The sequence below is a fragment of the Comamonas sp. CMM02 genome (assembly GCF_014851485.1).
Lineage (GTDB): Bacteria > Pseudomonadota > Gammaproteobacteria > Burkholderiales > Burkholderiaceae_C > Comamonas > Comamonas avium.
The window spans coordinates 253174-279211 of the sequence record NZ_JACUZW010000003.1; the positions used below are offsets into that span (position 1 = coordinate 253174).

Genomic DNA, 26038 nt, shown 5'->3' on the forward strand with positions numbered 1-26038 from the left:
ATGATTACTTGCTGAAGCGTTTGATGCAGGAGGTGACTACGCCCCAGATTTCGATGGCGTACTCGTCCTTGAGGACGATGTCAGGGCAGCTGGGGTCGCCCGCCTTGAGGTGGGTGACACCGTCCGCCTGGTACAGATACTTCACTGTGAACTCGCTGTCCACGATAGCCACCACGATGTGGCCATGGCGCGCTTGAATGACGCGATCCACCACGATCAGATCGCCATCAACCATACCGTATTCCTGCATCGAGGGGCCAGCCACGCGCAAAAGGCAGGTGCTCTGCGGGTGCTCAACCAGCAGGGCAGAGATATCGAGTTGCTTGCCGCTGAAGTCTTGTGCAGTAGAGGGGGTGATGCCCCGGTGCACCGCACAGTCCAGCAATGGCAAGGTGATGGAGGAGGCGGTGATGGGCACGGGCATGCCGGCCAAAAGACGATTGCTGTACATGCATACAGTGTACAGCGATGCTGATATTTGACTTGTAACGCAAGCCTGATGCCGGGCATCTTGTTGGTGGTTTCGGCCAGAAGTGGCCTTGCAGTCATTGATTTGGTGTACCCATCAAAGACCTGGATCAAGGTTTAAAGGTTTGTCTAAACACTGCCACATCTAATTTGCCTGCCAGGTTGCAAGCTCCTACAGTTTCAGGCGAACCAGACATGCCTGTCGCTTGTCTTCTAAGAGCCGCTAACACCACCTCTGATTCGTCGTTGTTTCGCCTTGTCGTACGCCTGTACTGCCTACGGCTTCACGTCTCGTCTCCGTCGCAAATCTGCGATTTGCTAGGTGGTGTTAGCCGCTTTAAATCTAGGTAGCCCAAGTTATGTCGCTTAAACATTTATTCAGGCTTATTTCTGCAATCAGTTTTTCGCTGACAAGTATTGGCACCATGGCACAAAGCTTGCCACTTACGAGTGAAAACTACATGCAGGACGGAGCAAAGAAGGGGGTTGTTCTGCTTTCTGTTCGTTGGGACAGAAAGTGGAAATGTGCCGGTTTTGAGAACGCCCAGCTTCGATTGCTGGGCTTCGACCTCTTTCCGTCCACGCGGCCTGTCGATGATGAAGGCGCTGATCTTTTGCTCGACGATGCGCCATTGCTATTGACCAAACCTCGATTTGATGACTATGCGTTCTTGGTCGAACCTGGGCAATACGCGTTGAGTAAGCTGCACATCAAAGTTGCTAGATCAGTCAGAGATGTCGGGATAGCCAAAGCTGGCCGAGAAGTGCTGCTTAAAGAAGGCTCTGCCTTTGCGGGCACATTTAACGTCGGCGCTGGAGAGGTCGTCTACATTGGCCACTTCTATATTGATTGCGCTGAAGAACCAGGCTTGTGGCGCTACTATCTTAAGGATAGAGAGAGCTTCAATGAATATTTGGCAGATCAAAAGAAGAAAGTGCCAGAGCTTGATACCAGCAAAGCCAGCTTCAGATTGTTCAAATCGAGTTTCTTTGGTAAAGACTTTGAACTGAGGTAGCCATGGGGCTGACCTTTTGGCAAAGTGGGGCCGGCTTTCCGCGTGACCCTTGCCTTCCGCGTTAGCGAATGTCTGTAGTGGGTTGATTTGCGCCTGCCGCAGTCCGTCCATAAGCAGTCGGTCACCAACTTTGCCTAGCGCAATGCTCCAGGCTGGTTGCAGTCGATCAACTCAATATGGTCAATGACTGCTGCCACCCAGAGCAGTCATTGCAATGAAGCTTCCTTGCAGATCCGCTTCACGCATCAAAGCTGTCACTCGTCCCGCGTCAGGTCAAGCGACAGCTTTTGCATGCGTTGAAGTGGTGCTATCGACCCTGAACCGCCATCCAGATAGAAGCTCCAGAGCCGTCATTCAGCATGATGGCAAGTCCAACGCCAAGGCATCCAATGGGCTGGAGGATCCGCCGGCAGCAACTTTCAGGACATCGGTATAGATATCATGGCCGCACTCATGCACAAATACCCTAGCAGCGCTCCCGCACCTGCCTCGACTGCAACAAAGTGCTGGCGCAAGGTGTGTGTCGAAACGGGCTTGCAAATGCCCGCCTGAACTATGGACCACGCCCGGAAGAGAGAATGGCAAACTACAAGACAGACCGAACCTATACACGCGGTGACATCATGAGTGCACTGGGAGTTACTGACACCGGTGGTGCCTGGTTCACAGGTCACGTCACTCATAGCGGAGAGCACTACATTTTTTGCAACATTCAGGTAGCGGGACGTACTGGCCCAAACTACGACAACCACTTTGAAGGGGACGAGCTTGTGTGGCACACCCGAAAGGGAGCGAAGTTTACTCATAAGGTGCCCGCTGCGCTCATTTCCAACACGAGTCCTGTTCACATATTTTTTCGAGAGAAAAACAGAGATGCTTTCTCATATCGAGGGCCAGCACACGCGCTAGACTGGCGTGAAGGCGCTTCCGCAATGATTCGGTGGGGCTTCGCAACAGACGAGAGCATTCCAGAAGAGATTGCTCCTGGCGCTACTGTCAGCGAAGGCGCGAAGCGTCAGATCACAATCAACGCGTACGAGCGAGACCCTTCGGCACGAGCGCGTTGTCTCAAGCGCTGGGGAGTCTGCTGTGCCGTATGTGGGTTCGACTTTGAGCGAAGGTACGGCGAACTGGGACGTGGGTACATTCACGTTCACCATTTGCTTCCACTCGCTTCCATTGGGCAAGAGTACCAGCTCAATCCAGAAGAAGATCTAAGGCCAGTCTGCCCCAACTGCCACGCAATGCTTCATCGTAGCGCTGCACAGCCAATGACCATCGACGCACTCAAAAAGGTGCTGCGAAGCGAGACTTAACCCTGCGGTCAAGGTGTGGCCTTAGGCTGCTGGGACACTCCGATTGCCGGTGGCACGCCCCTTTTCTCCACGTTGGGTGCCCGCTTCTTCTTACCCCCAGCGGCAGCTCCTGGCCGGTCTGCGACAGTCGCAAATCGAGCCCAAAGAGATATTCATTCATCGAATCTAAAGCCGACTATGATGCTCTGGGCCCTATGTCCGCACCTTTGGCGCTTCATTTACCTGGACTTAGGCCACTAGAACACGCACCATGTCACTCTTACGCCAGATTCAAGATGCTGCTATCGATTCGTCCATCGATTTGCCGACGCTACTTCGCAAATGCAAGGTGTTGGCGGCACGCCTTGGCAACGATGACTTCAAGCGCTGGATAGACAATGAGCTATCCGGCTATGAAAACATTGACGACCTACCTGAGTACAGAATACTGAGTGTCAATTCAAAGGGCCATTTCAGTGGTGCATTCGGGAGTGGTCTGCGCAATGCGGATATCCCGTTGCTTTGTCTTCCCGAAGATTTACGTGAGGATTTTGGCCACTCTTACATGACGCAGCCTATAGCGGCAATGGCATCACTGGTCGCAAACTGCAAGTCGGGAACATTGCACGAGCCTTGGAGCCCCGATGTAGTGGCTCACTTTGGTCAGAGAATCTATGAACGCATGGTCTGCATGCAGGCATGGAAAGTCATCCCAGCCTCGGGACTGGTAGCGGCCTTGGACAGTGTTCGAACCCGCGTTCTAAACTTCGTACTTGAGATAGAGGCCCAGAATCCGGCCGCCGGAGAAGCTATGGCAAATGAGAAACCCGTTCCACAAGAGACCGTTCAGCACATATTTAATACTTACATAACCGGTGACGTACAGAACCTGTCTTCAGGAAGTACCAACGTCGCTCAACACGCGAATCTGCAAAAGTGCGCTGACGCCGAACTATTCGCTAAGCTCTTCGACGCGATAGTTGCCGCCAAGCTACCAAAGCCGCTCGAAGCTGAGCTAGGCGGGGTTGTCGAAGAACTCCGTGCGACAAGTGGAACTGCGGCTTTTAAGGAGAAGTACCATCGCTTTATGGGGATCCTTGCGGACCATATGCAAGTGTTGGGACCTGTAGTTGCTCCATACCTAGCGCCACTAGCTGGGATGGTGGCCTAACGAGACGGAAAAACGATGTAAAAGTCCATGACTTCGGCTTGGGTTCCGCTTTGTGGGGGTCTTTGACGGCTGCTTCTCACTCCCTCATTTGTCCGCTTTTGGCCGGGAGCACAATTTCACTAATGCTCGCGAAAGCAGTCACCGGCTGGTTTGCTGCCAGCCCTGATGGGCAGCTTTGGGGAATTACGACGATGGCGTACTTTCGGCCAAAACCGGACGCTTCACTGGTAGATAGGTCTCTGGTAAGTCAAGGCAAACTCAGTCATGCAACTGAGCGCAGCGACCAAATAAACTCGGCGTCAGCTTCATCGCCCAGCTCATCGAAAAAAACTGTAGGAATGCAATGGACTCCTTTCTTAATGCAACCCTGGGCACGTTTTTTACCCATCGGATGGAAATGCGCCTTTTCGATAAGGCGGAGAAATTTACAGCGGAAGCCGCAACAAATGAGAACGTGCTCACATATTTCCACGAGCACGTTCACTATTTTCAGACACTGTTCACAGGTTACGGCCATATTCAATGGAGTAGTTTCAGGCAAGCTTCAGGCTTCATTCACCGTAAATGGAAAGAGATGTGGCCGGTTATGGGCGGGCCAAGGATTCCTCTAGCCAACTGCAATACGAGTTTGGACGTACACCAGAACGCACATTTCCTCTACAAAGTGTTCGAGGAGCAGAACAAGATGAACCAAGCTCGGTTCGTCACTATCCCCAGCGCTAAGACAGTTGACGCTTTGAAGCTGACGCTTATCACTCAATCTTGGCGAATCAACCCTGAGATCACAACAGCCCAGGGGCCACGAGAGCTGTGTACCAAGGACATACTGGAAGGTCACGCCTTTTTCCTTGAACGCTCTTTCGGAAATCAGATCCTTGGAATGTCGCACGATGTTGCATGGGACAGATCAGGGGTTCCTGATGTTTACACCATGGCATACGATTGGTTTGTGGAGCGATGCGGAGAGTCCGCACGCGAGCTGTTCCCCATTCTGTGCGATCTTTCTTTGCAGATAAGTTGGAAGCCACTGGCACCCTCTACAGAAGAGGAATGGCGGGCATCGAACCCTTCATGGCGGTTCTATTTGCTAACCGATGCGCTCGCAGCTGCACCAGAGATCAACATAGATATGGAAGGGGCCTGGCAAGAACGCTATGCGGCATTCTGCGATCAGCTACTAGAAAGCTGCCAATTTAAAGGGCTAAATCAGATTCTTTCTGAACGATTGCAAGCACTCATCGAACTTGAGCGCCTTCCTGGTATATCGCCTATGCAGCGCATCATGAAGAAAGCCTTGGAACTCAGGATCGACCAACCATGGATTTCGGTCTACCCCACCGGCACCGAAGTTGAACTCATGAAGCTCTTTGAGGAATTCCGCATTCCGGCAGTGCTAATTGAGGGACGTTATCAGGCTCAATCATCGGTAAATGCCGACATGGCCACAGAGTTGATTGGAGAGCTGCACTACCAAGCGTTTAATGATCAGTTGCTCGGTAGCCCTTCTGCGTCCGCACGCCACACCAATAGCATCGAATGTGGTTTTTCGAAATTTAACGTTTTCAACGGATGTCCTTTCCAGGTGAGCGGAGAATGCATTGGACGGTTTGATCCTAGGGAGGGCTTACCAATACCTCTGTCACATGAACCCGCTGAGAACATTGAAGGGTGTACGTTTGGAGCACTGTTTCTATCCTCTGGAATGCGCGTTGAAGATCTGCAAGTGGACTATGGCGCCCGGTTTGACACTTAAATTCGGGGCCTGTGAGAAATTGGTCAGATTTATTCATCAAGTACACCGTCCGCTTTGGGTCGATAGCACCACTACGTATCCCGTAATAGCGGCCATTCAGAGCCAGCTGAACTGGCCTCTAGCCCACTGTCCGCTTCTCACCAGAAACCAGCCGTTGAGGGCAGGCAGTAATGGCACTCGGAATGACTGCTATCTGTCGGCTGGAGCCGGAACTTCGACTTGCTGGTATTACTGTCTGCAATCGCTGCGCAGCAGTCATAGGTCGGCAAAGTCTCAAAGGCTGCAAGGGGGCGATCGGCGAGTGCCGCAGTCCGGCCATAAGCAGTCATGCAGAGGTTAGATGCGATGTTTGTCAGTGGAGCAATTTGCGTCAATTCGCGTGTTCAGCGCCGCTCCCACTTCTGATAAATCCAAATACCTACCTGGTAGTCAAGCCAGGTTGACGTAAAGTTAGCCGGTCGTTATTCATGAGGAAATACAGCAATGAATGTCTCTAACGGAGTTCTGGTTTTTGCTGTACTCGGGGCCCTTTTGACGATCTCCAGTGGGGCATCTGCTCAAGCACCTTCCGCTATTGCTGACTTAGTCGGCGCGCGCGCAAGCTCTGGTGAAACACAACTGGAAGCCAGGGGGTATCAGTTCATCAAAGGCAATACTGTGCGAGGCGAGAAGTGGACCTTCTGGTGGAGTGGTGAGCAGCGTCAGTGCGTGCAGGTCGCAACTTTGGACGGACGCTATAGCGCCATCCAGGCTGTTCCCGCAGCGAACTGTGGTCAGGCTGGTGAGCAAGGGCCTGTGACTGCATTTGGTCGGCAGGACGAAGCGCGCAATGAGCAAAGCACCACCCTGACGCTCATTTGCTACGGTGAGGGCAGCAAGCCTTCCGTGGAGGCTCACTCGGGCTATCGGTGGAATTCAAGGCGAGACCGCTATGAACCCATCAATGAGATCACCAACGGAGTACAGGGCTTCGATTCGGAAGTTCAGGTTGAAATCACTGGTCAGCGCGGACGCATTCATCTCACGGGAAAGCTCATTGCCCCCATTCATTCCGGTGGCAACAACAACTGGTGGAACCTGGACGAACTCCAGGTGAACAGTGATCGCATAACTGCAAGGTATGCCATGAACGGGCTCAACAAGCCCAAGGTCGATATCGACAGGCGCAGTGGGCGAATTCACATTGACGGCATCGAGCACTTCAAGGGCGAATGCGATGAAGGCAACTGGGCTGACAGCGGCCACCGGTTCTGACCATCAGTCCCCACGGATTCAAGTATGGTTTGAGCTACATCGCTCTTTTTATGGGCCAATATCCAATAATTAATCATAAAAAAAGGAGCTCGGTTGAGCTCCTTTTTTACGACACCAGCAATTAATCAATTGCAGGCGTATAAGTACCTTGCGCGATTGCTTCTTTAATACGATTCGCTTCGCTTAACACAAGGGTAAGCAAGTTCTTTACGTTGTCTAAGGTCGCAACCGGGCTTAGGGTGGTCATTTTCAGGGATTGAACTTGACCAACTTTTGTCACTCCAATATTTGCTTCACCACGTGCAAATAGTTCATCGGCTACGTTTTGGTTCAGCGTATCTAGAAGTTCTGCTGGGTAGCCTTCAGGGATGACACGGAACAATACCGATGCAAACTGAGGATCAACCAGCATTTCTAAACCGTCAGTTGCTGCAATGTAGTCAGCAACTTCACGAGTTAAAGTAACACCGTGGTCAATCATCGAGCCATACAGATCTTCACCCAATGCTTCAATAGTCATCCAAAGTTTCAGCGCATCAAAACGGCGCGTGGTTTGTAATGACTTCGATACCAGATTGGGCACGCCATGCTCTTCGTCATAAGCGGAGTTTAAATACTCTGCTTCGTAGTGCATGAAACGATAGTTCGCTTCATCTTTTAACAAGAAGGCGCCACAAGAGATGCTCTGGAAGTAATGCTTGTGGAAATCAAGCGTGATGGAGTCGGAAAGCTCAATGCCAGCCAACATATCACGGTGATGATTCGAAAGAATTAAAGCACCACCCCATGCCGCATCAATATGCATCCACGCGCCATATTTGTTGCTGATATCACGTACTTGACGCAGTGGATCAATGGCGCCCGCATCGGTTGTGCCCGCAGTTGCAACCACACACGCAACAATCTTGCCTTCAGCCTGAAGGCGAGCCATGGTGCTGTCTAGTGCTTGCATGTCCATGCGTGCGTTGGCATCAACAGGAACAGTCACGACGGATTGGAAGCCCATACCCATCATGGCCATGTTCTTTTGCACAGAGAAGTGTGCATTTTCAGAACAGATGACTTTTACGTTGCGCATTGCGTCCGCAGGCACGCCGTCACGCTGAACTGACCACGGGTTGCCGTTTTCGTCTTTCCAGTTTTTAGCAATACATGCATCACGAGCAAGAAGTACACCCATCAGGTTCGACTGTGTTCCACCAGAAGTGAAGACACCGGCTTGACCTGCTGCATAGCCCACTTTTTGACGTAACCAGTCAATCAGCTGCACTTCCATCAATGAACCAGCAGGGCTTTGATCCCATGAGTCCATAGATTGGTTGGTGGCGTTAATCAGCACTTCTGCAATCTGGCTTGTGACCATTGTTGGGCAGTGCAAATGCGCGAGTGAGTGCGGGTGATGTACTTTCAAGCTCTTGTTGAGGAACAACTCAACCATGCGCTCTAAAGATTTTTCAACGCCCAGACCTTCTTTGGAAGGATTAAAAGCAATTGCACTGCGCAGCTCCTTGATGCTGCCACCCGTGTACATCTTGTCGTTTTGTAACCATGCTGCAACGGCTTTCGTTGCTTGATCCATTGCCGACGTGTAGTCAGCAATGGATGCAGCATCATTACAGAGCAACGCTCTACGGTGTTCTGCAAAATCAACCATGAGTTATGCGCCTCGAACTGCAACAAGTGCTTGAGCAACCGATTTCTTAAAGCGTGCGATGACTTCTTCACATTCTGCTTGCGTGATAATCAGTGGGCACAGTAAACGGATTACTGTACCGTTACGGCCACCTTTTTCTAACAACAATTTGTTGTTAAAACATGCCGTCTGAATGGCTGCTGCAAGTCGAGAATCTGCAGGCAGTGAACCCATATGGTCTGCTGCTTGGCGCTCATCTACAATTTCCACGCCAATCATTAAGCCACGGCCACGCACGTTACCAATACATGGGAACTCAGCCGCCATTTTTTTAATTTCAGCTTGCAAGAAGTCGCCACGCTCTTGTGAATTTTTCGCAAGATTTTCTTCTTTGATGGTTTTGAGCGTTGCAAGACCAGTACCCATTGCCAATTGGTTGCCACGGAAAGTGCCTGTGTGACCTGCTGGCTGCCAGACATCAAACTTGCGCTTGATACCGAGCACTGCAAGTGGCAGGCTACCGCCTACGGCTTTAGACATCACCACAATATCTGGCTCGATGCCCGCATGTTCGAATGCAAACATTTTTCCCGAACGCGCAAAGCCTGCTTGAACTTCGTCAAGAATCAGCACAATGTCGTGCTTTTCAGTGACCTCGCGAATTTTCTTCAACCATTTCGCAGGCGCAGTCACCACGCCGCCTTCACCTTGAATGGCTTCCAGGATGACAGCAGCTGGCTTTGTTACACCACTTTCTACGTCTTCAATGAAGTTTTCGAAGAAGTAAGTCAAAGCATTAACACCCGCTTCACCGCCAAGACCCAGTGGGCAGCGGTATTCGTGCGGGTAGGGCATGAACTGCACGCCTGGCATTAAACCGTTCACTGCATTTTTAGCCGACAGGTTACCTGTCATTGCCAGTGAGCCATGCGTCATGCCATGGTAGCCACCCGAGAAGCTGATCACTGTGCTGCGACCTGTATATGTCTTTGCAAGCTTAATTGCAGCTTCTGTACCGTCTGCACCAGATGGGCCGCAGAACTGCAGGCAATACTCTTCTTTCCCACCGGGCAACTGCTCAAGCAATGCTTCAGTAAACGCATCTTTTAAAGGTGTCGTTATGTCTAAAGTATGTAATGGCAGACCACTTGCAACCGTATCTTGAATACTCTGAATAACAGCAGGATGGTTATGCCCCAACGCTAAGGTACCTGCTCCAGCTAAACAATCAAGGTAATCTGTGCCTTCAACATCGGTAACCCAACATCCTTGCGCTTTGGCGATTGCTAACGGTAGTTTGCGCGGATAACTACGTACGTTAGATTCCATCTGACTTTGGCGAGTCAAATAGTATTTGTTAGTGGGGGTGGAAACTGGATTTACTGGAATAACGCTCATATCGAATTACCATCTCTGATATGGGTAGAAGAAATAAGTCGGGGAGCTTGTGATCTTTGACTCGGTGCTTTATATCTAGTCAGACTGTCTTGTTGGTCATAACTAGGTGCGCGATGATACCTAATGACACCTCACAAACCCTCGGTCTGGGCCATAGACCAGCGGTTTCGTACGGTAGATGGAGCGCAAGACCAGCACACGTAATGCCCTGAAGCGGCGTCGTAGCGATGAATCGAGCAGCGGTTTGTAGATAGTTCGCGGGCCGCAGACTGCGCTGACTGCTGTTCAGCGGAACGCAGGCCCGGGGATCTACTGACGTGGTGCCTGGGATGAGTGCTGTCTGGCTTGAGGTGGCAGCTTGCCTGGTGAACATGATTTTTTGTTCAAGGCAGGATGGCTACACCTGCTGGCACAGCATGAACGGCAGCAACGGGTTTGTCAGTGACTACTGAAGCCGCAGCAAATCAGTAAAAAGCCTTCTTTCGAGGGCTTTGCTATTTCTCGATGCTATTTCTCGAACTGGGTCACCCTTGGGGCCACTGTTGTTCGCCTTCTTCTTCATCAAAGAAGGCAGGAGGCAGCGTGACTTCATCACCATCGAGGCCTCGAATTCTTGCGGCAATGTCTGCAGGAATGGGAGCATCAAAGGAAACTAGATAGCCATAAATCAGATCGTCATCACCAGCCATCTCTTCCACGCTGGGCTCCAGAGAGATGTATTCTTCATAAGTGATGCCCAGAAAGCGGGCCACTTTCTGATCGTTTTCACGGTCCATCTGCTCTTCCAGTTGCCCATTGCTCATGACGGCTCCTTAGATGCAAGGTTGTGGATAATAAATCCTAGCAGAACAATGTTTCAGCTATCAACCCACTCGCAGGGCATTGTTTCAAAAGACTTCCATATGAATATCTTTCAAACGGCCATCGCGGTCACCTGTCTGGCAATTACTGGCTGCACGAGCAGCCCCAGCGCGCCCCAGCCGTCAGTCGAGACACCCGAGTGCATGCAGTACCGATCCATGATAACCGCGCCGATGCCGCCGGATGCCATCGAGAGGCTACAACAGAGGTGCCTGGCATCGCGGCATCAGTAGGTGCCGTGTGCAGCAACAAAAAGCCATCTTTCGAGGGATTTTTTGTTGAATACCAAGCCCAGAAATTTTCTCGGTTCAGCCATGGTTTTCGCTTCCGAACGGGGCTGCTGATAACGGCGTTGTCTACCGGTAGCCATAAATCCAAATTGAGCCATTAGACTTTTCGTAGGGCTGCCGAAGCGATTGCAATGCAAACTCCAGATCGGTCTGGCAATCGATAACGACTTTAGGGAGCAGCTGGGCAGCATGTCGAACATATCTTGGGCGGATTCGAATCCATTCAATCGAAAACAATGGATGAATTCCTTCGGTCCAATCACCAAGATAGCTAACGTCAGAATCAAAGGTTTCTGGCTCGGGCACTAACTGAAGCACATCCTTTCGCTGGTAAGGCGGAGGAAATGGAAGTCTTGCAATTTCGGCAATGAGTTTTCGCCATTTGGTGTCATTCATATACGAGCCCAGCCCCCGGTTTGTCAGGGCCTCTCGAACATCAAGCCTGTGTTTGTCTGAGTCATACATGGGAAGGCCTAACGCTGAAGCTGAGCCGCGAGCGACTGGTTAGCCCTCATGGCGCTCAATATGGGTGACTCTTGGAGATTGAGCATCCATGAACATGAAGCACCGCCCAAACAATGCCTTCTTTCCGAAGTCGTCAAACACGTTGTGCCCAAGCGAGCTGATCAAGACTTCCGAAGTGGCAAGGGCGCGTTGATGCTGCTTGTCAATCTCGGCCCAGTTCTGCTCGACAACATCTGACAGCACGAGGCTGGCCACGTCATGGTTGTACTGGATGAGGATATTGCCGTCCTTCATATTCATCGGGTTCATGTCGGGGTGGGCATGAAAGACGCTGTGCAGGGCCAGTTCGGCATGCTTAGTGGCTTCGCCATCAGAAAGGCCTTCTGGAAGTATTGCAGCTGTTCCGTGTTCAAAGACTGCGAAGTCGCGCGCCCCGTTTGTGTAAAAGCGCAAGCGCTCAACGATGCGCTCCAGCGGTTGAATGATTTGCGGGCGCCAGTCCGGAACCGGCGGCAATTGCCTGGGTCGCTCGGGCGGCGGCTGTTTCTTGTTGAATAGGCCGAACAAGGCAGATTTCTCCTGAGGGCTAACTAGGTGGAGACGACACTCCACGCAGGCTTGTCGTTCGAGTAAAAATTTGATTGCGGCAATGATAGTGAACAGGGCGGCACTGTCTTTTTAGACCAGCCTGAAAAATTCAAGATCGCAGTTTGTGATGTGCTCAGGTAAGCAATGGTCGGCTGTCGTGTTCTGGGCGGGTGAGGCTGACTCTGGTCGATGGATGCCCACTGGCTGCGTCACACGAGTAATTTGGCGGCGATATATTTCAGAGCACCCTGGAACAGCCAGTGCCATTGATCATTTGGCTGTTGTGACAATGGATACCAAAAGAACTTGAAGTCATGCCCACCATCGTCGCTAGTGCGATGACTCCAAGATTGAGGTGGGCAATCTACTTCACATAGATGAAATGCCCATATTTGGTTCGCGTAGCCAGAAGTCCAAATTCCCAAGTCTGCGGAGACATTTGACGCAATCAGTCCACTTTCTTCGCGTAATTCACGCAGTGCAGCATCTCTGGAACTTTCGCCAGACTCAATCGTTCCCTTGACAAGTTGCAGACCTGCAAGTGGGTGCTCAAAAGCTAATATTTCGATAGCGCCTTGGCCTCGAATGACCACTGGACAGGCCTTGCCTGGGTGTAATGGAGTTTCCGGTTTCATGGCACTATTTTCATCTGCGCCGATGGCTGCTTCTGGCAGTAAGAAGGCCATCACCGAACACGCAAATTTCTGCCGATGGGCCCCGCGATTAAGTGAGTCGATGCATGACCTGCATGCTAGTTTGTCACCGACTATGGCGAAGCAAATCTACGACGGAGCACGTGCGCAAGCACGCCGCTTTTTGGCTGTACCTGACTGATGAGGTGTAGCGCTCGTGGCTTGATTGCAGTTTGCAGGTTTGCCACAAAGGGGGTGGCTTGATTTGAGCAAACTTGATTGCAGGATTCCCGCAATGGACTGCCTCAGTCGGGTAGACATCCCCCGGCTATCCTTGAATCACCTGCAACGAGTTCATGCTCGACCAGAGCTGCCATCACTGCTAAGCATGCTGTGCTCCACGCGCCTGCGCTACCGTGGGCAGTAGGCGGCGCTGCTGCAATTGGCCGAACCATTTGCGGAACATATCCTCGCTGTCCATGCAGGCATGAAAGCCCGCCTGACGGATCTTTACCGAGCTCATGATCACCGGTGGCAGAGAGCCGGTTTTTCCATGGTTCATCTGAAAGTCGGCATATGCCGCGCCCTGGCCGATAAAGGCGGTCAGATCACGTGGCACTGCCAGCCGGTACTTGTCCACCAAGCGCTCCCAAGCGGGCTGCTGATTGGCCAGCGCGGTAGCCACCGAGTGGGGCTCAGGCTCACCCATAGGGATGCCCAGTGCGTCTGCGATGGTGGGCCAGACGTTTTGCCATACGAACACGTCGCCGTTTTCTAGGTTGAAGGTCTCGTTGCGTGCGTTGGGCGACTCGGCGGCCCAGGCGCAGGCCTGGGCGATCAGATCAGCGTCGACAGCCTGGTTCACGCGCGCCGGGCCTCCGGGATAGGCCAGCGGCAGGCCCTGCTCGTGACGCAGCCATGCATATACGCCGATGGCTGGGATGGGATTCATGTTGCTACCCGCCGCGTCGCCGAACACGATGCGCGGGCGCATGATGGTGAAGTGCCATTGGCGCTTGGCTTGGCGCTCGCGCAGGAAGTCTTCCTGCAGCCAGTAGAAGTTCTCGTGTGGGTCGCGCGGCCAGCGTTCGCGTGCGGGCACAGCTAGCTGTGGGTGGATATGCACGCCGTAGGCCTTGCCGCCCTGCATGATGGTTACGTGGCGCAGCGGGCCGCCGTGGCGGTCCAGCGGCTCGACCACATTGCGCAGCATTTGGAGGTTGATGCCCATCTGCTCCTGGTCACGCCAACCGCCGACCAGCCCGCCGGGCTGTTCGTACACGGCGGCATAGACCACATGGGTGATGTCGTCCCGCGCACCCAGCACAGCCTGGCAGGCTGCCGAGTCTTGCAAGTCTAGCTGTAGCGCGGATGCGCCCACTGGCAGGTCGATGGCACGGCGTGCCACGCCCACGGCGCGCCAGCCGGGCAGGGCTGCGAAGTGACGGAGGCAGGCTTGGCCTACGACGCCTGTGGCGCCCACAATGAGTACTGTGTTCGTCATTTTTTCACCATGGAGCACTTAGACTGCGACAGCGGCAGGAACGCCTTGTCGCCGGGCACTGTGGCCATGAGCTTGTAGTAGTCCCAGGGGTATTTGGACTCATCCTGCGACTTGACCTCGAACAGGTACATGTCATGCACCATGCGACCGTCTTCGCGGATGCGGCCATTCTTGGCGAAGAAGTCGTTGATGGGGGTGGACTTCATCTTGGCCATGACCTGCGCCGTTTCGTCGGTCTTGCTGGCCTGCACGGCCTTCAGGTAGTGCATGGTTGAGGAATAGGCGCCCGCCTGACTCATGTTGGGCATTTTTTTCATTTTTTCGAAGTAGCGCTTGGACCAGGCACGCGTCTCATCGTTCATGTCCCAGTAAAAGCCTTCGGTGAGCATCAGACCGCCAGCCGTGCGCAGGCCTATGGCATGAATATCGTTGATGTACATGAGCAGACCTGCCAATGTCTGCTTGTTCTTGCCCGTGGTCAGGCCGAACTCGCGCGCTGCCTTGATGGTGTTCACAGTGTCACTACCCGCGTTGGCCAGCCCAACGACCTGGGCCTTGCTGCTCTGAGCACTCAGCAGGAATGAGGCGAAGTCCGTCGCGCCAATGGGGTGTTTGGCGGCCCCCAGCACTTTGCCACCCTGGGCCGTCACCACGGCGCTGGCCTGCTCCTGCAGGCTGTGGCCGAAGGCGTAGTCAGCCGTGACAAAAAACCAGTCCTTGCCGCCACGTTGCGTGATGGCGCTGGCCGTCACGTTGGCCAGCGCATAGGTGTCGTAGACATAGTGCACGGTGCTGGGCATGCACAGGTCGTTGGTCAGGCGGTCAAGGCCGGGTCCATTGAAGATGATTACCTTCTGTTTTTGTTTGGCAATTTCGAGCACCGCGAGCGCGGGGGCGGAGACGGCTACATCCATGATGGCGTCTACCTTGCCAGTGTCGAACCATTCGCGCGCCTTGCTGGAGGCGATGTCGGCCTTGTTTTGGTGATCTGCCACCACCAGTTCGATTTTCTTGCCCAGTACCTGGCCGCCGAAGTCGTCAATGGCCATCTGGATAGCTGCGGCGCTGCCAGGCCCGGTGATGTCGGCAAAGGGGCCATTCAGGTCGGTCAGGATGCCCAGGCGCACCAGGTCGTCAGAAATTTTCATATCCTGGGCGGTAGCGGCGGCCGTGGCAGCCAGCAGTGCGAGACTAGTGCACAGCGCGCGGCAGGCGCGACTCAGGGGAGTGTGGCGGTTCATGGTTGTCTCCTTCGTTGGTGTGTCTACTGGGAATCAAAGGGTGGCAATGGGTGTCACCGGCGAGCCCAAGGCGCCCGGCAGACGTAGAGGTGGCGCGGTGAGCAGAAAGCGGGTACGTCCGAGGGCGTGCAGGTGGTCGGCCAACTCCTTCAGGTACCACAGCTCGCCCAAAGGTAGGCCCAGCTTGAACAGACAGTGCTCGTGCAGCGGCAGTACGGGGTAGAGGGCACCGTCCTCGGGTACGCGCCGAGGCGGGTGGCGCTCCACGGCATAGTTGTCGGCAATGAGCGCTGCGATACCGCTGTCGGTGATCCACTGCAGCAGCTTGTCGTCGCCTCCGTCCAGTGCTGCGCAGCTGTGGTGCAGACGGTGCGCATCGGGCTGGCGCTGCATGGACAGCACCAGCTCGGCAAAGCCGGTGCGCAGCAGAAGCATGTCGCCGGGCTCTACGCTGGCACCGCTGCACTCCATGGCATGCATGAGTTCGACGTAGCCGATGTCGCGAAAGTCGGTGCCGTAGATACGTTCCAGGTCAACCAGCACTCCGCGCCCCTGCATGCCCTTCACGGCCAGGTGCTCCACGCCCAGTGCGCTTGCTACGCTTTCGTCTGGCGCGCGGCCAGTGCAACATACGGGCTGGTAGCGCGCCGCCGCACCATCACTATTGCGTGCAGGAATGCCATGATCCTGCGGGCCCAGGATGTGCTCGTGACCGCGGTAGCCGTTGTAGTACGTGGTGCGCAACTGGCCGTCGCCGTCGGAGTCGAACAGTGCCCCCACATGCGCCAGCGAGTCCCATTGCGTGGAGTACTGCAGCGACAGCAGCACCTGATCGTCGCTGACGACGTCGGTGGCGCCAGGGTACACATGGCCCAGCGGATAGTTGACGTACGGAACGCCTTCGCGCCGTGTCGGGCGCAACTGCGGTGGTAGTCGCCGCGCGTTCAGGGCATTGCCGCCGGGGTAATCCAGCGGTAGCGACAGGCACAGGCTGATCCCCTCGCGTACTTCCAGAGCGCCTTTGCGTACCTGCACAGGTCCGATCAGGTTGGCGCGCCCCAACTGGTCATCGGGCCCGAAATCACCCCAGTTGGAGCCGGCGGGGCGTTGTCTCCATCGCATATTGGTGTCTCCAGCGCCGCGGGTGGGGGCGGCTTGGAGGCAATGGTGTTGGCGCAGATGGCAGCACGTCAATCAAGATTTAAAAAGTTTTGCTGAGTGAAATCATCGCTCGGGGAAACCCTGTTGTTCGATTTTCATGACGCTCAAGGTGGTTTTACCGAGCAAAAACCGGGTCGTGCCTGGATGTATGGACTGAGTGATGTGGCTGGGCATCAGCGCTCACACGCGCTAGACCCTCCAAGTCTGGCCGCAGGGAGGGCACAGCCAAGCTGTCACTATCTTTGGCGCTGTAGTTAACCAGTGCCAGAGCGCGTGTTGAGCCACATAAATTGTGTCGCTGCAGGCCAAGCCAGCGGCGGTGCTGCTGTCGGTGGCGCACAGCACCGTTGCTTTTCAAGCGTAGTACGGGAAAGCGATCCAAATAAGGACCTTGCGGGGCAGCTTGCGTGCCTTGGGCCAGGTAGGGCGTCCAACGCTGCAGCAGCGACCAGGATGCTGGCGGCGTATCTCTTTGGTTCTCGCAAGCAGGTTGTTGCGCCACTCCATGTATCTCTCACTCAGTCACTCCAGACCCTGAACTCAGGGTGCGTTCTTTCAATGCTCAAGGTGTGACCCAGCATGGGAAGCGATCAGTCAGCTGGTGTTGCTGGGGTACAGCGTTTTGGCGTCGTGCATTTACCAGACGCAGGTCTGTGCACGTCGCCAGCAGTGGGCGCTGCACGCACATGCAGTGGCTGTGAACCAGCTCGAACAGCTAGCAGTTCGGGTGCATTTACTGCGGGTATTCACTGGGATTGAACTAAAGATGTTTTATTGATTGAAATTTCATTCTCGGTTTTTGACGTTAATAACCAATAGAACCTAAATTTCATGCCATTCAATATTTCATTGAAAGAAATAAACCAAATGTCCACCGCTGCCCGCCCGAAAGCCATGGTCAATCACCCCCCTGGAAGCAGTACCTCCACCGTGGAGCGCGCCATGCGTGTGTTGCGGGTGATGTCAGAGGGGGGCAACGCACGGTTGACCGATATCGCAGCGGCGGCCGAGCTGGACAAGGCCACCACGCTGCGCCTGCTGGAGGTGATGGTGCGCGACGGTTTTGTGGCGCGTGATGTGCAGAGTAAGCAGTTCTCGCTGGGGCCCGAACTCATGGTATTGGGCGCAGCCGCGCTGAGGAGATTTGACCCGCGGCCGCTGGCGCGCCCCAGTTTGCTGCGGCTGGTGGGGCAGTTCGAGGATAGCGTGGTGCTGTCCATACCCAGTGGTGTGGAGTCGCTGTGTATCGACGTGGAGGAGGGAACATACCCCATTCGCGCCAACTACCTGCGCGTGGGCAGCCGTCGCCCGCTGGGAGCAGGGGCCGGCAGCCTTGCGTTACTGGCCTGGATGCCTGAGGCCGAGCGCGAGGCAGCACTGGAGATTCTCGCAAGCCAGATGAGCCGTTACCCGCGCATCACCCCTGCGTTGCTGCGCGAGCGTATCTCCGATGCGCGTGAACGTGGCCACGTGGTACTGCTGGACGTTGTGGTCGAGCGCATGGGGGGTATTGCCGTGCCCGTGCTCGACCCCGAGGGGCGCCCCGTAGCAGCACTGAGCATTGCCGCGCTGAACGACCGCATCCTTGCGCGTCAAGCCGCCATGGCCCAGGCGCTGGTGCGCGAGTCCACGGTATGCCAGGTGCGATGGGCCGAGGCGGTGCGCACCAGCCGCCTGGCCGGTGCACGCACTCCTTCAAAAACTACTCCGGAGACTTTGCGATGAACCCACTACCCACCGCCTACCTGCGCGGCGCGGGCAGCACCTCCTTTGGCCGCCACGAAGGGTGGGGCGCACTTGACCTGATGGCCGACGCAGCCCGGCAGGCGGTGGTCAGTGCTGATGTGGCGCGCACCGACATCGATGGTGTGTTGTGCGGCTATGCCACTACGCTGCCTCACCTGATGCTGTCCACGCTGTTCTGTGAGCGCTTTGCGCTGGCACCGCGCTACGCGCACAGTATGCAAGCAGGCGGAGCCACGGGCGCTGCTATGGTGATGGCTGCTCGCGAACTGGTGCGTTCGGGCCGTTGCCGCAACGTGCTGGTGGTGGCGGGCGAGAACCGACTCACGGGCCAGTCGCGCGACTGCTCCATTCAGACCCTAGCCCAGGTGGGTGACGCTGATTACGAGGTGCCAAATGGTGCCAGCGTACCCGCGTACTACGCACTGATGGCTTCGGAGTACATGCACCGCACTGGCATCACCAGCGCCGATTTGGCCGAGTTTGCCGTGCTGATGCGTGCCAATGCCGCATGTCACCCTGGGGCACACCTGCGCACGCCTATCACCCATGCCGAGGTGCGTGCAGCCAAGTCCATCGCCGCACCGCTGTCGCTTCTGGACTGCTGTCCTATTTCCGACGGTGCTATGGCATTCGTCGTCTCTGCCGAGCGGGGCCCGCACACTACGGTGCGCGTAGTGGGCGCGGGTCAGGAACATCGCCATCAGCATCTGACTGCCATGGTGGATGTGATGCAGTGTGGAGCGGCAGACGCCGCCGGCCTGGCCTTTGCTGAGGCTGGTCTGACTGTGGCGGACATCGACTACCTGGGCATCTATGACTCGTTCACGATCACGCTGGTGATGCTGCTCGAGGAGATCGGCTTCGCACCGAGGGGCGGTGCCGCCGCCCGGGTGCGCGCAGGCGACTTCGCGCCTACAGGCGCGCTGCCGCTGAATACGCACGGCGGCTTGCTGTCGTTCGGCCACTGCGGCGTGGCTGGCGGCATGGCGCATATAGCAGAGGCCTGGCGACAGATGACGGGCCAGTCTGGGGAGCGCCAGATACGTGCGCCGCAGCGCGCCTTCATACATGCCGACGGGGGCGTAATGTCGTCCCACGTGAGCCTTATTCTTTCAACGGAGGGCTGAGCGTCATGACTTCGCTGGCAACCCCTTTCAATGACGGCCTGCGCGCAGGCGTGGTGCTATTTCAAAGCTGCTGCGCCTGCGGCCATGCCCAGACCCTAGCGCGCTATGCGTGCCAACGCTGTGGCCACGAGAGGCTGGACTGGCGCGACGCTGTCGGTACCGCAACTGTGCGTGCTACCACGGTGGTGGCGCGTGCTCCCTCGGAGGACTTTCGCGCCTTGGCGCCCTACACGTTAGTGATCGTGCAACTCGACGAGGGGCCACGCCTCATGGGTCACGCGGCGGCGGGCGTGCAGATCGGCGAGCGCGTGCGCGCGGAATTCTTCGAGCACCTGGGTCGGCCCCTGTTGCGCTTCGTGCCAGCCGCCTGATCGTTTTTTCACCACAACTAGTAAGGAGACAAAGACATGCCCAAGACCACCACCAACACTCCGCGTCGCCATGTCATTGGCGTTGTTTGCGCCGCGCTGTGCGCTGCTGCAGCCTCGCCCCTTGCCTGGGCCAACGATTATCCGAACAAGCCCGTGAAGCTGGTCGTTCCCTACCCTCCGGGCGGCCCTACCGACATCGTTGCACGCGTGGTGGCACAAAAACTCCAGGAGCAGATGGGGCAGTCCTTTTTCATCGAGAATCGCCCCGGCGCTGGCGCCAACATCGGTGCCGAGGCTGTGGCGCGCAGCCCCGCTGACGGCTATACGCTGGTGGTGGCGACCACGGCGCATGCCATCAACCCTTCGCTTTTCGCGAAGCTCAGCTATTCCATCACCAAGGACTTTGCCTCCATCTCGCAGCTCACCAGCGGGCCGCTGGTCATCGTGACCAACCCGGCAACGCCAGCGAACAACGTCAAGGAGCTGATCGCGCTGGCCAAGTCCAAGCAGGGTGGGCTCAACTACGCGTCTTCCGGTAACGGGCAGTCCACACACCTGTCGGCCGAGCTGTTCAACGCCATGGGCGGCGTGAAGATGGCCCACGTGCCCTATAAGGGCAGCGCCCCTGCGCTCACCGATGTGATGGGGGGGCAGGCGGACCTGATGTTCGACACCATGCTTTCGTCCATGCCGCATGTGAAGGCCGGCAAGCTCAAGGCGCTGGCCGTGACCAGCAGCCAGCGCTCGCCCAGCGCGCCGGGCATTCCCACTGTGGCCGAGTCTGGGCTGCCCGGCTACGAGGCCATCGCCTGGAACGGCCTGCTGGCGCCCGCCGGTACGCCCAAGGAGGTGGTGGACCGCTTGAGTGCCGAGCTGAAAAAAGTGCTGGACAACCCCGAGGTGGCGCAGCGCTTCGAGGCGCAGGGCTTCGCCGCCGCCTGGAGCACGCCCACCGCCTACGCCGGTTTCCTGCAGGCCGAGGTGGACAAGTGGGGCAAGGTGGTCAAGGCCTCTGGTGCCCGGATTGACTGATTCCCGCTGAATGACTACGCCGCGCTCCACGCGCTCGCTGTGCCGGGCGCTGTGCGGCTGGCTTCAGGCCCCTGACGGTTTACCGCCAAGCTGGCATGTGCCAGCTGACTGCGCTGTGTCCCTGTAACTGCCATTGCATTCCACGGCCCTGCCAGCGGCGGGGCGACGGAGCGCACAACGTCTCACAACCCATCATGTCTGACCTTCTCACCTCTGCACTCAACCCCCGCTCGGTCGCCATCGTTGGCGCCTCCGAGAACATCCACAAGATCGGTGGCCGACCTATCTACTATATGCAGCGCCACGGCTACCAGGGCACGATCTATCCCATCAACCCGGCGCGCGAGGAAGTTCAGGGCTACAAGAGCTACGCCGGCGTGAGCGCGCTGCCCGAGGTGCCCGATCTGGCGCTGATCGCCGTGGGCGGCGACAAGACCGTTGCCGCCGTGGAGGAATGCGCCGCACGCGGCGTGAAGTCCGCTGTGGTGATCGCCTCGGGCTTTGGCGAGACGGGCCCTGCAGGGCGCGAGCTGCAGGATCACATGGTGGCTACCGCGCGCGCCTCAGGCATGCGCCTGTACGGGCCCAATACGCAGGGGCTGGCTAACTTCGGAACGGGTGCCATCGCGGGATTTTCTACCATGTTCATTGAGGTGCCGCCCATGGACGGCCCGGTGGGCATCGTCAGCCAGAGCGGCGGCATGAGTGCCATGGCCTATGGTCTGCTGCGCGGGCGCGGCCTCGGCGTGCGCCATGTACACGCCACGGGCAACGAGGCCGATGTGACCGCATCAGAGATGGCTTGGGCCGTGGCGCATGACCCCGACGTCAAACTGTTGCTGCTGTACCTGGAGAACATCGCCAACCCAGAGATGCTGGCCGCCACTGCCGCCTATGCGCGCGAACGTGACCTGCCCATCGTCGCGGTGAAGGCCGGTCGATCGGTCAGCGGGCAGAAGGCTGCGTCGTCGCACACGGGCGCGCTGGCCAATGAGGACCGCACGGTGGACGCATTTTTCAAGCACCATGGCATCTGGCGTGTGCGTGACCCGCATGAGCAGGCGCGTGCTGCCCATGCCTACCTGAAGGGCTGGCGCCCCGAGGGGCGGCGTCTGGTGGTGATCAGCAACTCCGGCGCTAGCTGCGTGATGGGCGCTGACGCAGCCGAAGACATGGGCCTGTCCTTGGCCGAGCTGAGTCCTGTCACGCAGGCCGATGTGGCCTCCAAGCTGCCAGGGTTTGCCACTGCAAGCAATCCGATTGATGTGACGGCCGCGCTGCTGTCCAACAGTGGCTTGTTCGGCGACGTCCTGCCTGCCGTGGCGCAGGATCCGGCGGCGGACCTCTTTTTCCTGAACATTCCTGTGGCCGGTGCGGGCTACGACGTGGACCGTTTCGCCCGTGACGCCGCCGCATTCGAGGCTGCTACTGCCAAGCCCGTAGCCGTGGCCGCTTGGCAGGAAACCGTGGCCGAGCCCTTCCGCCAGCATGGCATTGCCACCTTCCCCAACGAAGGTGAGGCCATCGCTGTGCTAGCCCAGGTGGCCAAGCACACCGAGCTCATGCGCCGTTCACGCGCGCAGTGGGACGCGCTGCCGCATGTACAGGTACCTGCTGGCACGCAAGGTTTTCTCAATGAAGTGGACAGCTTGGGACTGCTGGCACGCCATGGTGTGCCCACGGTCCCCATGCACCTGTGCCGTTCGGCAGACGAGGCGCGCACTGCATTCGACGCGATCGGTGCACCCGCTGTGGTCAAGGCCTGCTCGGCCGAGGTACCGCACAAATCCGAGCACGGGTTGGTGGCCTTGAATGTGCAGACACGCGAACAGGCTGCCGAGTTGTTCGAGCAGTTCTGGACCAAAATGGACGACATGGGGGTGCAGCGCGACGGCGTGATCGTGGCGGCAACGCGCAAGGCTCAACACGAGTTCATGGTGGGCGCGCGTATGGACCCGATCTTTGGCCCTGTGGTGGTGGTGGGCGACGGCGGCAAGTATGTGGAGGCGCTCAAGGACTGCGCCGTGCTGCTGCCCCCGTTCTCCGAGGCCGACGTGCAGGCTGCGCTACGCACGCTGCGCATCGCCCCGCTGCTGGACGGCGTACGCGGCGAGCCGCCGCTAGACGTGCAGGCCCTCTCGCGCATCACTGTGGCAGTGGGGCAAGTGATTGTGGGCGCCAGCGGCGCCATCGCCTCGCTAGATCTCAACCCCGTGATGGTTGGGGGCACGAGTCAGGGGGCCGTAGTCGTGGATGCGCTGGTGGAATTGTCAAAAGGATAGTCTGCTCAGCGGTCTAGGGGTGTCCAGCCAGGCTGGGTTGATTCACGGAAGTGTTCGGCCCACCTGGCGATGTAAGGAATTATTTCGGCTTCAGCCATAATGCTTCGGTCAAAAACTCGGGGATGGCATGGACAAGAAGCAGCTCAGCGAAGCAGACATCCGTTCAAAATTCATTGACCCAGCCATGCACCAAGCTGGCTGGAGTGAAGCGACACAGATCTATCGTGAATACTTGATTGCTCCGGGGCGGATTGTGGTGCGTGGCCAGAAGGCGCAGCGTAATACGCAGTCGGCTTTGCGCGCTGATTACCTGCTGTGTTGGCAATATGGCCAACCCTTGGCAGTGGTGGAGGCCAAGGACAACAATCACAACGTGGGCGCTGGCATGCAGCAGGCCACGGAATATGCCGAGCGCATGGGCGTACCCTTTGCGTTGGCCAGCAATGGGGACGGCTTTGTGTTCCGCGATGCCAGCTTGCTGTTTAACGGCCAGCTACTCACAGAGCTGGCAATTGATGAGCTTCCTTCCCCTGCCCGACTGTGGGAGCTATATCAGCAGTGGAAGGGCTGGACACCTGAGCAAACCCGCGTCAACGGCTTCGCCTACCACCAAGGCGACAACGGCCGTGTGCCGCGCTACTACCAGTTGCACGCCATCAACCGCACACTAGAGGCGGTAGCTGCGGGGCAAAACCGTGTCTTGCTAGTCATGGCCACAGGCACCGGTAAAACTTATACCGCCTTCCAGATCATCTGGCGCCTGCTCAAAAGCGGGGCCAAAAAGCGGGTGTTGTTCCTTGCCGACCGAAACATCCTGGTGGATCAGACCATGGTGGGCGACTTCAAGCCCTTCAAGGGCGGCATGGCCAAGCTCAGTCCCAACGCCAAGGGCATTGAGCGTGTGGATGCCAATGGAGTCACCACAGTGGATGAGCTGGAGCTGGCTGTCACCAAAGGCAAGAAAAGCACAGGTGGCAAGCAAGTCAACAAAGCCTATGAGGTGTATCTGGGCCTGTACCAGGCCGTCACCGGCAAGAGCGGTGCGGATGATGTGTACAAACAGTTCAGTGCGGACTTTTTTGACCTCATCATCATTGACGAATGCCACCGTGGCAGCGCCAACGAAGATTCGGCATGGCGCGAGATTCTGGACTACTTCAGCAGTGCTACGCAGGTGGGGTTGACGGCTACGCCCAAAGAAACCGAGGATGCCTCCAACATCCACTACTTTGGCGAGCCCGTCTACACCTACACCCTCAAGGAAGGCATAGAAGACGGCTTTCTGGCCCCGTACAAAGTCGTGCGCGTCGATCTGGATCGTGACACCTTTGGCTGGCGGCCCCCCAAGGGCATGCTGGACGACAACGGACACCCCATTGAAGACCGCATCTACAACGCGGCCGACATGAACCGCAACCTGGTGCTGGGCCTGCGCGACCGCGTGGTGGCTGGAAAAATTACCGAATACCTCAAGGGCACAGACCGCAACGCCAAAACCATTGTCTTCTGCGAAGACGTGGACCATGCCCAGCGCATGACGGCCGCGTTGGCGCAGGCCAACAAAGACATCTGCGCGACCCGCCACAAATATGTGATGCAGATCACGGGCGACAACGAAGTGGGCAAGCGCGAGCTGGACAACTTCATCGACCCTGACAGCCCAGACCCCGTGATTGCCGTCACCAGCAAGCTGATGAGCACTGGTGTGGATGCCCAGACCTGCAAGCTCGTGGTTCTGGATCAGAACATCAAGTCCATGACGCTGTTCAAGCAAATCATTGGGCGTGGCACGCGGTTGAACGAAGAGCATGGCAAGCAGTTCTTCACGATTTTGGATTTCAAGCGTGCCACGGAGCTGTTTGCCGACAAGGACTTTGACGGTGAGCCTGTGCAGATCTACCAGCCTACGGGCGATGACGATGTGGTGCCACCGCCGCCCGCGGACGATGAAAGCACCATGATCGACGGCGACAGCTGGTTGCCAGACGCGGATGGCGATGGCCAGGGTGACGGCAGCTCCGTGCCGGGCGGCAACACCAAGGACCCGGCAGGCGTCTATGGCGACGGGACTGGTGGCAGCGCTGGTGCGGCAGGCGGCACGGACAAGCCCCGCAAATACCAGATCGGCGGCCGCGTCACCGTGGCCATTGCCCGTGAGCGCGTGCAATACCTGGACGCCAACGGCAAGCTGGTCACAGAAAGCCTGCGTGACTTCACCCGCATCAACCTGGCCAAAAAATACGAATCGCTGGACGCCTTCATGCAGGCCTGGAGCAGCGCCGACCGCAAGCAGGCTTTGATCGAGGAGCTGCAGCACCACGGCGTGCTGCTCGATGTGCTGACCGAAGAGCTGTCACAGGAAAAAGGCGACGGCAGCAGCCTGCAAGGGGCTGACCCGTTCGACGTGCTGCTGCACGTTGCCTATGACCAGCCCATACTCACCCGCAGTGAACGGGCCAGACGGGCCAGGAAGAAGCTGCAGGACGATGGCATCTACGCCAAGTACAGTGAGACCGCCCGCAAGGTGCTGGACGCTTTGATCGACAAGTACGCAGACGAGGGCATTGCTGCCATTGAAAATACCGATGTGCTCAAGGTCCAGCCCTTGAGCCAGATGGGCTCGCCAGTTGAGTTGATCAAGAGCTTTGGCGGCTCCAAGCTCAATTACCAGGCTGCCATCGCCCGCCTGGGCCAAGCCATCTACCAGCCAGGCCATCCATAAGCTTGCAAAATGTATAGCTGCCCACGCT

21 protein-coding genes are annotated in these 26038 nt (G+C 56.9%); 11 read left to right on the top strand and 10 right to left on the bottom strand.

The window, feature by feature from the left end; all coding sequences use genetic code 11:
• Positions 1 to 4: 4 nt before the first annotated feature.
• A complete protein-coding gene (locus tag IB213_RS10685; protein ID WP_225561071.1) occupies positions 5 to 451 on the bottom strand; it encodes a LexA family transcriptional regulator in 447 nt (148 codons plus the stop codon).
• A 376-nt stretch (positions 452 to 827) separates the two neighbouring features.
• Between IB213_RS10685 and IB213_RS10690 the strand changes: the two genes are divergently transcribed.
• From IB213_RS10690 to IB213_RS10710, 5 genes are all read left to right on the top strand, one after another.
• Complete coding sequence (locus IB213_RS10690) at positions 828 to 1484, top strand: hypothetical protein (protein WP_192406424.1); 657 nt, start codon at positions 828 to 830, stop codon at positions 1482 to 1484.
• 932 nt (positions 1485 to 2416) lie between these two features.
• Entirely contained in the window at positions 2417 to 2800 is a 384-nt protein-coding gene (locus IB213_RS18415; RefSeq protein ID WP_225561111.1) for an HNH endonuclease, read from the top strand.
• A gap of 250 nt (positions 2801 to 3050) precedes the next feature.
• Positions 3051 to 3950, top strand: coding sequence for a hypothetical protein (locus IB213_RS10700; RefSeq protein ID WP_192406428.1), 900 nt, complete (start codon positions 3051 to 3053; stop codon positions 3948 to 3950).
• A 343-nt stretch (positions 3951 to 4293) separates the two neighbouring features.
• Positions 4294 to 5703: a hypothetical protein gene (locus IB213_RS10705; protein ID WP_225561072.1), complete on the top strand. Its 1410-nt coding sequence runs from the start codon at positions 4294 to 4296 to the stop codon at positions 5701 to 5703.
• A 483-nt stretch (positions 5704 to 6186) separates the two neighbouring features.
• Entirely contained in the window at positions 6187 to 6957 is a 771-nt protein-coding gene (locus IB213_RS10710) for a hypothetical protein (protein WP_192406430.1), read from the top strand.
• A gap of 121 nt (positions 6958 to 7078) precedes the next feature.
• Here the strand turns inward: IB213_RS10710 and IB213_RS10715 are convergent, their stop codons facing one another.
• The 9 genes from IB213_RS10715 to IB213_RS10755 form a co-directional block, all read right to left on the bottom strand.
• Positions 7079 to 8611: an aspartate aminotransferase family protein gene (locus IB213_RS10715; RefSeq protein ID WP_192406432.1), complete on the bottom strand. Its 1533-nt coding sequence runs from the start codon at positions 8609 to 8611 to the stop codon at positions 7079 to 7081.
• Positions 8612 to 8614: 3 nt separating this feature from the next.
• Positions 8615 to 9988, bottom strand: coding sequence for a diaminobutyrate--2-oxoglutarate transaminase (locus IB213_RS10720; protein ID WP_192406434.1), 1374 nt, complete (start codon positions 9986 to 9988; stop codon positions 8615 to 8617).
• A gap of 524 nt (positions 9989 to 10512) precedes the next feature.
• The gene (locus IB213_RS10725; protein WP_192406435.1) at positions 10513 to 10791 is read right to left on the bottom strand and encodes a hypothetical protein; all 279 of its coding nucleotides are present in this window, start codon (positions 10789 to 10791) and stop codon (positions 10513 to 10515) included.
• Positions 10792 to 11205: 414 nt separating this feature from the next.
• Positions 11206 to 11604: a DUF6678 family protein gene (locus IB213_RS10730; protein ID WP_370551210.1), complete on the bottom strand. Its 399-nt coding sequence runs from the start codon at positions 11602 to 11604 to the stop codon at positions 11206 to 11208.
• 39 nt (positions 11605 to 11643) lie between these two features.
• Positions 11644 to 12171 (bottom strand): hypothetical protein, encoded by a 528-nt coding sequence (locus IB213_RS10735; RefSeq protein WP_192406439.1) that lies wholly within the window; start codon positions 12169 to 12171, stop codon positions 11644 to 11646.
• Positions 12172 to 12401: 230 nt separating this feature from the next.
• On the bottom strand, positions 12402 to 12878 hold the full coding sequence (locus IB213_RS10740; RefSeq protein ID WP_225214277.1) for an NUDIX domain-containing protein: 477 nt from the start codon (positions 12876 to 12878) through the stop codon (positions 12402 to 12404).
• A gap of 328 nt (positions 12879 to 13206) precedes the next feature.
• On the bottom strand, positions 13207 to 14328 hold the full coding sequence (locus tag IB213_RS10745; protein ID WP_192406441.1) for an SDR family oxidoreductase: 1122 nt from the start codon (positions 14326 to 14328) through the stop codon (positions 13207 to 13209).
• Positions 14325 to 15569, bottom strand: coding sequence for an ABC transporter substrate-binding protein (locus IB213_RS10750; RefSeq protein WP_191724475.1), 1245 nt, complete (start codon positions 15567 to 15569; stop codon positions 14325 to 14327). The genes IB213_RS10745 and IB213_RS10750 overlap by 4 nt, the downstream gene beginning before the upstream one ends.
• Positions 15570 to 15602: 33 nt before the next feature.
• Positions 15603 to 16691 (bottom strand): cyclase family protein, encoded by a 1089-nt coding sequence (locus IB213_RS10755; RefSeq protein ID WP_192406443.1) that lies wholly within the window; start codon positions 16689 to 16691, stop codon positions 15603 to 15605.
• 906 nt (positions 16692 to 17597) lie between these two features.
• On the opposite strand from IB213_RS10755, the gene IB213_RS10760 reads away from it, so the two are divergent.
• The 6 genes from IB213_RS10760 (at position 17598) to hsdR (ending at position 26010) form a co-directional block, all read left to right on the top strand.
• Complete coding sequence (locus IB213_RS10760) at positions 17598 to 18455, top strand: IclR family transcriptional regulator (protein WP_191724477.1); 858 nt, start codon at positions 17598 to 17600, stop codon at positions 18453 to 18455.
• Entirely contained in the window at positions 18452 to 19603 is a 1152-nt protein-coding gene (locus IB213_RS10765) for a thiolase family protein (protein ID WP_192406445.1), read from the top strand. Before IB213_RS10760 ends, IB213_RS10765 begins: the two co-directional genes overlap by 4 nt.
• A gap of 5 nt (positions 19604 to 19608) precedes the next feature.
• Complete coding sequence (locus tag IB213_RS10770; protein WP_191724479.1) at positions 19609 to 19974, top strand: Zn-ribbon domain-containing OB-fold protein; 366 nt, start codon at positions 19609 to 19611, stop codon at positions 19972 to 19974.
• 36 nt (positions 19975 to 20010) lie between these two features.
• Positions 20011 to 21006 (top strand): tripartite tricarboxylate transporter substrate binding protein, encoded by a 996-nt coding sequence (locus IB213_RS10775; RefSeq protein ID WP_192406447.1) that lies wholly within the window; start codon positions 20011 to 20013, stop codon positions 21004 to 21006.
• Positions 21007 to 21200: 194 nt separating this feature from the next.
• Positions 21201 to 23288 (top strand): acetate--CoA ligase family protein, encoded by a 2088-nt coding sequence (locus tag IB213_RS10780; RefSeq protein ID WP_192406449.1) that lies wholly within the window; start codon positions 21201 to 21203, stop codon positions 23286 to 23288.
• Between the two features lie 127 nt (positions 23289 to 23415).
• Entirely contained in the window at positions 23416 to 26010 is a 2595-nt protein-coding gene (hsdR, locus tag IB213_RS10785; RefSeq protein WP_192406451.1) for an EcoAI/FtnUII family type I restriction enzme subunit R, read from the top strand.
• Positions 26011 to 26038: the final 28 nt, after the last annotated feature.

Coding starts and splice junctions, on each gene's coding strand:
- IB213_RS10755 (WP_192406443.1), bottom strand. CDS start 16,691: ATGCGATGGAGACAACGCCCCGCCGGCTCCAACTGGGGTGATTTCGGG.
- IB213_RS10750 (WP_191724475.1), bottom strand. CDS start 15,569: ATGAACCGCCACACTCCCCTGAGTCGCGCCTGCCGCGCGCTGTGCACT.
- IB213_RS10700 (WP_192406428.1), top strand. CDS start 3,051: ATGTCACTCTTACGCCAGATTCAAGATGCTGCTATCGATTCGTCCATC.
- IB213_RS10770 (WP_191724479.1), top strand. CDS start 19,609: ATGACTTCGCTGGCAACCCCTTTCAATGACGGCCTGCGCGCAGGCGTG.
- IB213_RS10710 (WP_192406430.1), top strand. CDS start 6,187: ATGAATGTCTCTAACGGAGTTCTGGTTTTTGCTGTACTCGGGGCCCTT.
- IB213_RS10685 (WP_225561071.1), bottom strand. CDS start 451: ATGTACAGCAATCGTCTTTTGGCCGGCATGCCCGTGCCCATCACCGCC.
- IB213_RS18415 (WP_225561111.1), top strand. CDS start 2,417: ATGATTCGGTGGGGCTTCGCAACAGACGAGAGCATTCCAGAAGAGATT.
- IB213_RS10715 (WP_192406432.1), bottom strand. CDS start 8,611: ATGGTTGATTTTGCAGAACACCGTAGAGCGTTGCTCTGTAATGATGCT.
- IB213_RS10740 (WP_225214277.1), bottom strand. CDS start 12,878: ATGGCCTTCTTACTGCCAGAAGCAGCCATCGGCGCAGATGAAAATAGT.
- IB213_RS10725 (WP_192406435.1), bottom strand. CDS start 10,791: ATGAGCAATGGGCAACTGGAAGAGCAGATGGACCGTGAAAACGATCAG.
- IB213_RS10760 (WP_191724477.1), top strand. CDS start 17,598: ATGTCCACCGCTGCCCGCCCGAAAGCCATGGTCAATCACCCCCCTGGA.
- IB213_RS10745 (WP_192406441.1), bottom strand. CDS start 14,328: ATGACGAACACAGTACTCATTGTGGGCGCCACAGGCGTCGTAGGCCAA.
- IB213_RS10720 (WP_192406434.1), bottom strand. CDS start 9,988: ATGAGCGTTATTCCAGTAAATCCAGTTTCCACCCCCACTAACAAATAC.
- IB213_RS10765 (WP_192406445.1), top strand. CDS start 18,452: ATGAACCCACTACCCACCGCCTACCTGCGCGGCGCGGGCAGCACCTCC.
- IB213_RS10705 (WP_225561072.1), top strand. CDS start 4,294: ATGGACTCCTTTCTTAATGCAACCCTGGGCACGTTTTTTACCCATCGG.
- IB213_RS10730 (WP_370551210.1), bottom strand. CDS start 11,604: ATGTATGACTCAGACAAACACAGGCTTGATGTTCGAGAGGCCCTGACA.
- IB213_RS10780 (WP_192406449.1), top strand. CDS start 21,201: ATGTCTGACCTTCTCACCTCTGCACTCAACCCCCGCTCGGTCGCCATC.
- hsdR (WP_192406451.1), top strand. CDS start 23,416: ATGGACAAGAAGCAGCTCAGCGAAGCAGACATCCGTTCAAAATTCATT.
- IB213_RS10775 (WP_192406447.1), top strand. CDS start 20,011: ATGCCCAAGACCACCACCAACACTCCGCGTCGCCATGTCATTGGCGTT.
- IB213_RS10690 (WP_192406424.1), top strand. CDS start 828: ATGTCGCTTAAACATTTATTCAGGCTTATTTCTGCAATCAGTTTTTCG.